This window comes from Microcoleus sp. B4-D4 (assembly GCF_036705185.1).
Lineage (GTDB): Bacteria > Cyanobacteriota > Cyanobacteriia > Cyanobacteriales > Microcoleaceae > Microcoleus.
The window spans coordinates 39,155-48,461 of the sequence record NZ_JAUBTX010000049.1; the positions used below are offsets into that span (position 1 = coordinate 39,155).

At 46.5% G+C, this 9,307-nt stretch carries 5 protein-coding genes; 1 reads left to right on the forward strand and 4 read right to left on the reverse strand.

All coding sequences use genetic code 11. From position 1 onward, the window contains the following. Positions 1-291: 291 nt before the first annotated feature. The 4 genes from QUB13_RS25365 to QUB13_RS25380 all read right to left on the reverse strand — a co-directional run bounded on the left by QUB13_RS25365 (position 292) and on the right by QUB13_RS25380 (position 8,170). Positions 292-4,848 carry a PAS domain S-box protein gene (locus QUB13_RS25365; RefSeq protein WP_333386456.1) on the reverse strand — a complete coding sequence of 1,519 codons (4,557 nt, stop codon included), beginning with the start codon at positions 4,846-4,848 and terminating at the stop codon, positions 292-294. Positions 4,849-6,420: 1,572 nt separating this feature from the next. After that, positions 6,421-6,636, reverse strand: coding sequence for an NAD(P)H-quinone oxidoreductase subunit O (locus QUB13_RS25370; RefSeq protein ID WP_194011773.1), 216 nt, complete (start codon positions 6,634-6,636; stop codon positions 6,421-6,423). Between the two features lie 191 nt (positions 6,637-6,827). Beyond that, complete coding sequence (locus QUB13_RS25375; RefSeq protein ID WP_333386461.1) at positions 6,828-7,787, reverse strand: DNA-formamidopyrimidine glycosylase; 960 nt, start codon at positions 7,785-7,787, stop codon at positions 6,828-6,830. Between the two features lie 2 nt (positions 7,788-7,789). After that, positions 7,790-8,170 carry a photosystem I reaction center subunit IV gene (locus QUB13_RS25380; protein WP_333386463.1) on the reverse strand — a complete coding sequence of 127 codons (381 nt, stop codon included), beginning with the start codon at positions 8,168-8,170 and terminating at the stop codon, positions 7,790-7,792. A gap of 558 nt (positions 8,171-8,728) precedes the next feature. Here QUB13_RS25380 and QUB13_RS25385 point away from each other — a divergent pair. Next, positions 8,729-9,247 (forward strand): hypothetical protein, encoded by a 519-nt coding sequence (locus tag QUB13_RS25385; RefSeq protein ID WP_333386466.1) that lies wholly within the window; start codon positions 8,729-8,731, stop codon positions 9,245-9,247. Positions 9,248-9,307: the final 60 nt, after the last annotated feature.

The window sequence follows — 9,307 nt, forward strand, 5'->3', positions numbered from 1 at the left end:
CGATTGACTGATATCAATTCCCGTTGCACTCAGACATGATGTTGACTGTTGGCTGTTGACGGTTGACGGTTGACGGTTGACGGTTGACGGTTGACGGTTGACGGTTGACGGTTGACGGTTGACGGTTGACTCGATTTTATTATTCCTATGCAACCGGAAACGATATGACTTGTAAAAATCATTCATGAATTGCCCTCTAATTTATCACCTGACGATGCAGCCGGAAACGATATGATTTAAGATTGGATCGCCGAAGGTGCGGACTCAAGTCCACACGCGCGATCGAACTGTTTAATTAGCTTTCAACGGAATCTCGATCGCAAATTCAGCACCTTGTCCGGGCGAAGAAGTGCATTTCAGCGAACCTTTGTGTCTGTCGGTAACAATTTGATAGCTAATTGACAAGCCCATCCCAGTGCCTTTTCCCACAGGTTTAGTGGTAAAAAATGGGTTAAAAAGCCGAGTACCTACAGTCTCTGGTATTCCCGGCCCGTTGTCAGCAATCCGAATTAGCACTCGATCGCCCTCCAGCATTTCCGTTTTAATGGAAATCATACTAGGATTTTGCCGCATTTCGTCAGCAGAACGCCGCAGATCCCTTTCTTCCAAAGCATCTAAAGCATTGCTCAGAACATTCATAAATACTTGATTTAACTGTCCGGCATAACATTCTACTAACGGCAAATTACCGTATTCTTTAATTACCTCAATTTCTGGATGATTATGTTTGGCTTTGAGCCGGTGCTGCAAAATCATCAGGGTGCTATCTATGCCGTCGTGGATGTTAACTGCTTTCATTTCTGCTTCGTCCATCCGGGAAAATGTACGCAGAGACGCTACAATTTGCTGAATTCTGTCTGCACCGACTTTCATCGAAGAAAGCAGTTTTGGCAAGTCTTCCATCAGAAAATCGAGTTCAATAGCTTCTACTTCTTCTTGAATTTCCGGGACAGGATCGGGATAGTGGTTTTGGTAAAGTTCGATCAAATGCAGCAAGTCTTGAGTATAGTCGTTGGCGTGGGTGAGATTGCCAAAAATAAAGTTAACCGGATTGTTAATTTCGTGGGCGACTCCTGCGACAAGCTGACCGAGAGATGACATTTTTTCGCTTTGAATTAACTGCGATTGAGCGCTGGTTAATTGCTGCAAGGTTTGCTCTAATTCGCGAGCTTTATTACAGGTTTGGGTGTAAAGATCGGCTTGGTTGATGGCGATCGCTAATTGAACTGTAACCGCTTGCAATAATTCTACTTCGCCCTCGCTCCACGGTCGCACAGCAGCGGAGTGGGCGCAGGTAACAACGCTCACTACTCCCGAAAGTGCCTGCATCGGAATTGCCAACACTGATTGGTAGCCCAGAGAGTTAAGAGACTCGATCAAAATAGGGTCTGCGAGCGCTCCGACATCATCTATTTGCAGCGTTTCTAGACGCAACATCTGTTCTCCTATAGTGCCGAAGTCAGAAGCTTTATAGCAACCTATTAAATCGGAAAGTTCTATTCTGCGAGATTCTTGAATAATTTCCCAAAAACTCTCTTCTTGTTCGCTGCGATACCAGCAAAAATAGCACCTATCGATCTTCAGGAAAGCGCGAATTTCCTCAACTGCGACTGTAACAATGCTGTCGAAGTCGAGGGAATTGCGGATTTGAGCGGTGAGAATGTTGAGCAATTTTTCTCTATCTGCTTGCTGCTTGAGTTGGGCAGCAGATTGCTTCAAGGCAATTTCTGCTAGCTTGCGATCGGTAATGTCTTCGGTGACAGCTAATAGATATTGCGGTTGGCCGTCAGCATCAAGTATTGATGTTTTCTTAGTATGAAATATCCGCAATTCTCCTTGAGCGGTTTCAATCTCTTCTTCGCTGATTTCTACAGTTTGCCCGTTGTGGAGAACTTCTCGATCTTTGGTAGTGAAAAAGTTAGCTTGTTCTGTGGGAAAAAGGTCGAAATCATTTTTGCCCGTAACTTCTGCTGCGCTGAAACCGATCAAGTCTTCGGCGACGGGGTTCCACAGTACAAACCGCAGTTCTTTGGCTTCCTTGGCAACCACTGCTACGGGTATGGTGTTGAGCACTGATTCCATAAAGTTTTGAGTCTGTTGCAGTTCTGCTTCTGCCTGTTTTCGATCGCTAATATCTCGCACGTTGGCAATGATGTTAACATTGCCGTTAAGATTGATTTTGGACAGGGCGACTTCTACAGAAAATGTTGAACCGTCGTTGGGACGCTTTGCTTTCCATTCCACGCGGGGGGTTTCTCCTGCTAATACTCTTGTCCAAAGTTCTGCCATTTGTGCGCTCGGAGTGTCGCTGCTTGAATAGTCGTTTTTAATTGATAATTTTGTTGCTTGTTCCTGGCTGACTCCGTACATTTCTAACATTCGATTGTTTACATCGAGAATGTTACCTTCTAAATCGTGAATGAAGATAGCGTCGTAGACATTGTTAAATATGGTTCGCAGGTTTTGCTCGGAAACTTGCAGGGCTGCTTCTGCCTGTTTGCGATCGCCGATTTCTTGTTCTAACTGAGTGACTGCTTGAGACAGTTCGGCGGTGCGATCGTTCACTCTGTCTTCTAACTCGGCTGCTGCTTGTCGCAGGGCTGCTTCGGCGGCTTTGCGATCGGTAATGTCGATGACAGTACCAAACAACTTTATAACCTTGCCATTGGCATCGGTTTCAGCTTGACCCAAAGCATTGATGTACCGTAATGTGCCATCGGGACGATAAAACCGGTGATCGAAATCGTAGGGAATGCCGAATTCAAGGCTCTGCTGTACTTGCGTTTCCCACAATTCCAGATCTTCTGGATGACACCAAGAGAGTTGCTGCTCTACGCTGGGCGCAGCCGCAGCCGGTTCGAGTCCGAAGATGCGGAAGAGTTCTTCCGACCAAGTGACGCTTTCCGTGGCTGGCTTGAATTCCCAATTGCCGACGTGGGCGAGTCGCTGGGCTTCTTTGAGTTGTCGCTGGCTTTCGCGGATGGCGGTTTCGGCTTTTTTGCGATCGGTAATGTCCAACAATACGCCACAAAATACGATTTCGCCGTTCTCGCTGCGGGTGGGCATCGACTCGCCCTGCCACCAGCGAATTTCGCCGTTTGGCTTGACTAACCGCCCTTCGTAGTGCCAGGGAGAGAAGTTTTCAACGGCTTCGTTGACGGAAGCGATGTAGCTTTCCATGTCTTCGGGGTGGACGCGGGAAATGAAGGAGTTGAAGTCTTGCATCATTTCTGCTGCCGTGATGCCGGCGATATCTTTGATGCGATCGCTCATGTAGTCAACTCTGCACACTCCCTCACTGCTGCAAAATTGGAACAGAGCTCCGGGGATGGTGGCCGCGATCGTCCGAAACTTGGTTTCGCTGGCGCTGAGGGCGCTAAAAGTCTGGCGCAGTTCGGCGGTGCGGGCTTCAACTCTGCGTTCTAGTTCGGCGTTGGCGTGTTGCAATGCTGCTTCGGCGCGCTTGCGATCGGTAATGTCGGTGGCTGTACCGGTGGTGCCGAGGAAGTTTCCGGTTTCGTCGTAGAGGGCAATGGCGTTGAACATCAAATGTTTGATGCTGCCGTCTTTGGCGATTTGGGTGGTTTCGTACTGGAAAATTGATTCTCCGGCCACCAGGCGGGCGAAAACAGCTAAATCTTTCTGGGCTTGTTCTGGTGTCACAAAATCGGAGAATGGCCTACCGATCATTTCTGCTGGTTCGTAACCGTAGATATACTTAACTGCTGGGTTGACGAAGGTGTAGCGTCCAGTCGCATCGACAGACCAAATCATGTCTTGAGAGGTTTCTACCAGGCTGCGGTATTTGGTTTCGCTGGCTTTGACAGCTTCTTCTGCTGCTTTGCGTTCCGTCATGTCGCGGGAGACACCGACTGTCATTGTGATTTTGCCGTCTTCATTACGGATGGGTGTTTTGACGGTGCTCCAAAGCCGCACTTCTCCGTCGTAGCGCCTCACCGGTTCTTCGGCAATTTGCAGGGTTTGTCCGGTTTCAAATACGAAGGCGTCATCTTTGATGTACTGGAGGGTATTGTCGGGATCGGCGAAAGGTGCGTCTACGATTCCTTGAAGTTCCTCTTCAGTCATGCCGTAATAGTCGCGGAAGGCTTGATTTGCCCAGACGATGTTTGATTGAGGGCCTTTGACTAATACCATATCGGCGATCGAGTCGAGAATTTGGTGATATTTTTGCTCGCTTTCGCGGAGTTTCTGCTGCGCCGATTCGATTTCTGCGATTTGTTTCTGGGTTTGCAAGTGCAGTTCGGCCTGAGAAATTGCAACTGCTAAATGGTCGCCTACTTGTCTGGCAAATTCGATTTCGTCTTCTTGCCACTCGCGGGGTTGGCCACACTGGTGAATGCACAGCAATCCCCACAAATGTTGCCCTTGCAGTAGGGGTACGACTAAGTTTGCTCTGATTTGAAATCGCTTGAGAATTTTGAGGTGACAGGGGCTCAACCGGGCTTTGTAGATGTCGGTGACTGCTTGAACGTATCCTTTGGCGTAGTTGGCTGCAAATTGTTCGCCGAAGCAGTGGTCGTGAACTTTTACGCCCAGTGAGGGGCTGTATTGGGGCAGCACGTCTTCGGATACTACTTCGCCGTCGTTCCAGTCGGATTCGGGAAGGAAGCGGTAGATGACGACTCGATCGGCATTTAGGAGTTGCCGGAGTTCGGTGGCTGTGATTTTGAATATTGTTTCTAACTCTAGGGATTCGCGAATTTTGCCAATCACTCCCATCAGGGCTTGCATCTTTTTGAACCAGGTTTGAGACTGGGTTTCTCTTTCTAGGTGAGCTAGCTTTTCGCGCAGGTTGGTTACTTCTTGATACAGGTATTCATTAAACATAATGCTCTTTTTTTAGTTATTTTGCGGTTTGGTATCGAGGTAGATGGCATCCCCACAGCGCTCTGCAAGTTGAATCTGGTATAGAAGAAGGAAGAAGGAAGAAGGAAGAAGGAAGAAGGAAGTCGCAATAAAAGCAAGGGTTTCAGCAATTAAGAACGTCTTAACCATCGGGTGCGGTTGTTATAAATCACAAGAGCAAAGGGCAAAGGGCAAATTCTCCTGCTTCTGGTAGCAGTTAGCAGCGAATGACGCTGCATTGCCGTATTTTTTGTAGATTGGGAGGTCGATCGAGCATCTTAACTTCCGTATATTTACTTATAAAGCTGGCGATCGGTGACTTCCTACGGCATAAATTGCCAATAATTGAGAATTTTACTCACAAAACTTATACATAAACCCGGTTTTTTAACCCGAGCGAATCAGGGAAGAGCCGAAAGTGGCAGCGAGAAACGGGGTTTCATCGCCCTACGGGGCCCAAAGTCCTGACTAATTTTGACATTTTTTCCGATCGCCTTCGGTGGCAATTGTCACTCTTTTATTATGACCGCAAACTCGATCGATGGTTTCTTCGGCTTTGCGATCGAATATCCTGTTTGGAGCGCCTCTATTAAAATTTGTTTAAATTTAGCCGATCGGCTTTTCTCTAGTTTTCGCTAATACTCTATTCATCTGCTTTAAGTGTGATTTTATACACTTTTGGGAGCATTGGGAGCTGTTAGATGATTTGCCACGCACTTAAATTATTTTATGTTATCGATTTTATTTGTTAAACTTATTAAAATATATAGCTTTTCGAGTTCTCATAGGAGGTACTAAGCCTTTGCTCATATAGATTGTGTATGGCAATTGAGCGGGAGAGGGGGAGAAGGGGAGAGGGGGAGAGAATTTGACAATTTTTGATTGTCATCAAAATCTACAATTTAAATGCACAACAGCTTATCCGGCATAGGGCATATCTCACTACCATTAAGAACCACTATATGAGACAAGATTGCATACATCTGCGATCGATAGCGAGACTGCAGATGCAAGACTGATGCAGCGCAGAAGACTGCAGATGATTGCAATAGAATAGATAAATATCGTGTCCGGTCGATTATCATAATAAAAACGGTTAGTAGTGCGGAATTAAGTCCGCAATACGAATCGGTATCAACTTAATTATTGCTTGCAGGAGGAGTTTTTAGGATTTAGTTTCCTCAATACTTTGTCAAACTTATTTTTATGAATCTATAAGATCAATTTCGGTTGTACCGTCAGGTGATATCAATTCCGGTAGCATCGGAATGATTCAGATATATATTCTCGGACTCTGTGTACTCTGTGTACTAATAAGGTTAAATCATTCCGATGCAAGCGGAAACGATATGATTGTTGAATGTTGACTGTTGACTGTTGACTGTTGACTCGATTTTATTATTCCGATGCAACCGAGAACGATATAAAAGCTGCCTTTAAAAATTAGTTTAATGGCGATCGGGCGCAGCTTTTGTACTCTACGTTACATAAAAATAAGGTGCGCGCCGCGCACCCTAGGTTAAATTTAAAACAGTGATGTTTAGTTTCGATCGGTTAGTTAAAATCTTCTAGTTGGTCTACGCGCAGCCAAATATTCGGGGTGGGGACTTTGCCGAATTTGACGAAGGCGTAGTCGCCGCGAATATCCATTACTTCGCCTTTTGTTTCAAATAGATAGGAGGAAAAGCGCGGATCGCTGGCTTTGGCTTCTAGGCTGTTTTCCAATTTTTCGCGAATTGCGCGGACTGTGCTACCTTTTTTGATTGCCATAACTTGCTCTGTTTAGTTGATCGAAGTATTTAAATTTTAATGCCGATTTGGCTTTAATACCAGTTGATTGAGTTGAGTCGGCGGTTGAAACCGCAACTACAGGAACGAAGTCTGCCTTCGCAGACTGAAGAGTCGGAAGCTGAGATTTGGTATATTGATCGAATCTGATACAAAATCTGTTGCCGAAATTATTATTTCTGGCACGAAGGGCAAAAATGAGTCGATCGCCCTGCTAATTTTATCTTTTCAATGGTTGTAGAGCAAGTGCGGCAGGGTTGACCCGATCTATTGTACACCCAAGCGACACCGCCGTAGTTGCCGTTTACACCTTGGACGTTGAGAAAATTGCTGAAAGTGGTGCCGCCGGAGGCGATCGCCTGCTGTAAAACTTGAATAATAGCTGTATGGATGCGCTCAATTTGCGGCGCTGTCAAATCGGCGCACAGAGTTGTCGGCATCACTCCCGACAAGAACAAAGTTTCATCTGCGTAAATATTGCCCAAACCCGCTACCAGTGACTGGTCTAGCAATGCTGTTTTAATTGGTCGCGCCCGTCGGTGCAGCTTGCGAGCGAAATATTCTGTGGTAAATTCCTTTGAAAACGGTTCGGGGCCTAGGAGTTTCAGGCCGGTAACTGTGCTTTCCACTTCTGTTTCTGCGGGCACGTACCACATTTGCCCGAAGGTGCGCTGGTCTACAAACCGCAGTTCTCGGTTTCCTTCAAAAAATAGCCGGACTCGCGCGTGTTTTGGCAGGGGTTCGGATTCGTTCACCCACAGCAATTGTCCGGTCATCCGCAGGTGAACCCCCAACCAGCCAGCTTTTGAAGGCAGAAGGGAGAAGGAAGAAGATTTAAGAGAAGAACTGAAAGTTTGAGGTGAGAATTCTCCCACTCTCCCACTCTCCCACTCTCCCCCTCTCCCCCTCTCCCCCTCTCCCCCTCTCAATTGAGATAGTTCTGCCAGGAGGTATTTGCCGCGCCGATACCAAGATGCGATCGACTTTCCTTTGAGTTTTGTCAAAAAATCGGTCGCAGAGATTGAGCGGGCGATCGAGCTATTTAACAGCACGTCCCCGCCCAAAATTTCTCGATCGAGGGTAAGTTGGTTCAAACCCCGGCAAATAGTTTCAACTTCTGGCAGTTCTGGCACAATTAGCGTTGTTCTGTTCCTTGATTTGGCGAACCTTCGACGCTGCCGGGAACTTCTGCACCAGGCTTGCTGCCGGTGGTAGTTTTTGGCTGCTGGGGGGTTGCTCCGCTGCCTGTTTTGCGGGTTTTCGGGTCTACGGTGGTTTGCTTGCCGCCGGAAGCTGCTGGAGTCGATGTTTTGGCTTTTGCTTTGGGGGCTGCCACTTCCACTACTTCGCTTTGGGCGAAGTTGTTGGTGTTGACGCCTGCATAATTTACGGTGTTAAAGCGAACGATAACAGGGTATTTAATGCCGCTTTGGTCTACCGTAGCAACGGTGCCCACTTCTTGATACCAGAAGGATTCTTTGCGAAGAATCCGGACTGTCGAACCGCGTTGAACCATGAGCTTTGTTTCCTTTGCGATGAATAAACGGATAAAGCCATTTTTTTTACTCTAGTCGATCGCGCGCCGCATTTAAAGTCTGTAACGAAATTCTTGCCTGGGGCTCTGTTTTTTCGTTGCTACTTTGTAAAGAAAAGTAAATTTTTTTGTGGGCGATCGCTAGAGTTAAAAAATTAATAAACAGATATTATCCGTCAAAAAAAAGCAGGGCGATCGGATCTATAAAAAAGTTTACAAATCGGTTAACGGGACGGGTACACAAATATCTGGCGCTAGTTGTTGGGGCCGCCAGGGCTTGAAAACCTCTATCTCACGGCTCAAGTTGTCTAAAGATGACTGAAGAATCTGCCATTGTGTTTTTTTGGGCGGGGGAGACTGCTGTATTTTTTGGGCGGCTGTGTTTTTTGGGCGGGCGAGACACCAACCCCACAAGAAGAGTTTTTTGTGGAACAGGCATTTTGCTTGTTATTAAGAATGGTGCAAAATGTGAGATTAATTAACCTTGTATTTAATTATCTCGCCGCGCTAAACTACTGCAAAGTATGGGAATTATTTAAAATGCCGTTAGTAGATTTAGCTAATACTAAAGTTCGGGTAATTGGATGCAGTGCGGTGATGGCTGTGGGGCAGCTTATTTCTAATGCGATCGCCAATCCGGCAACTCTCGCAGCGGGTTTAACGGGTAGTACGATCGCACTTGGGGGAGTTTCTATCTTAGCTGCGATCGCTAGTAGTATGGCTGAGACTATGGCCGCTGATGTACTGGCCAATCGGATGACAGAAAAATTGGGGAAAAATCCGAAGATTCTGGACAATCATGATTTGAGTAAGGCGGCGGGTGAGGCGATCGGCTATATTTTGCTAGAGGTGGCGAAGTCGGATGAATTAATTGCGATCGCCGAAACCAAAAATTTGCCTTATCCAAAACAGGCTTTAGATAAATTAGCCGAAAAGACTCCCGAATACTGGCTGGATATTAACACGAATACAGCCGATTTGTCAAGGGGTTTGCAGATTTCGGAAGAGCAGCTAACCAAGATTTTTTCTGCGGATGTCGAAAAGGTATCCGCTCAATAAATCGGGGTAACAGCAAAAAAAGAAGGTTCACAATCTAGGCACAGCATGGTAGAATATGAC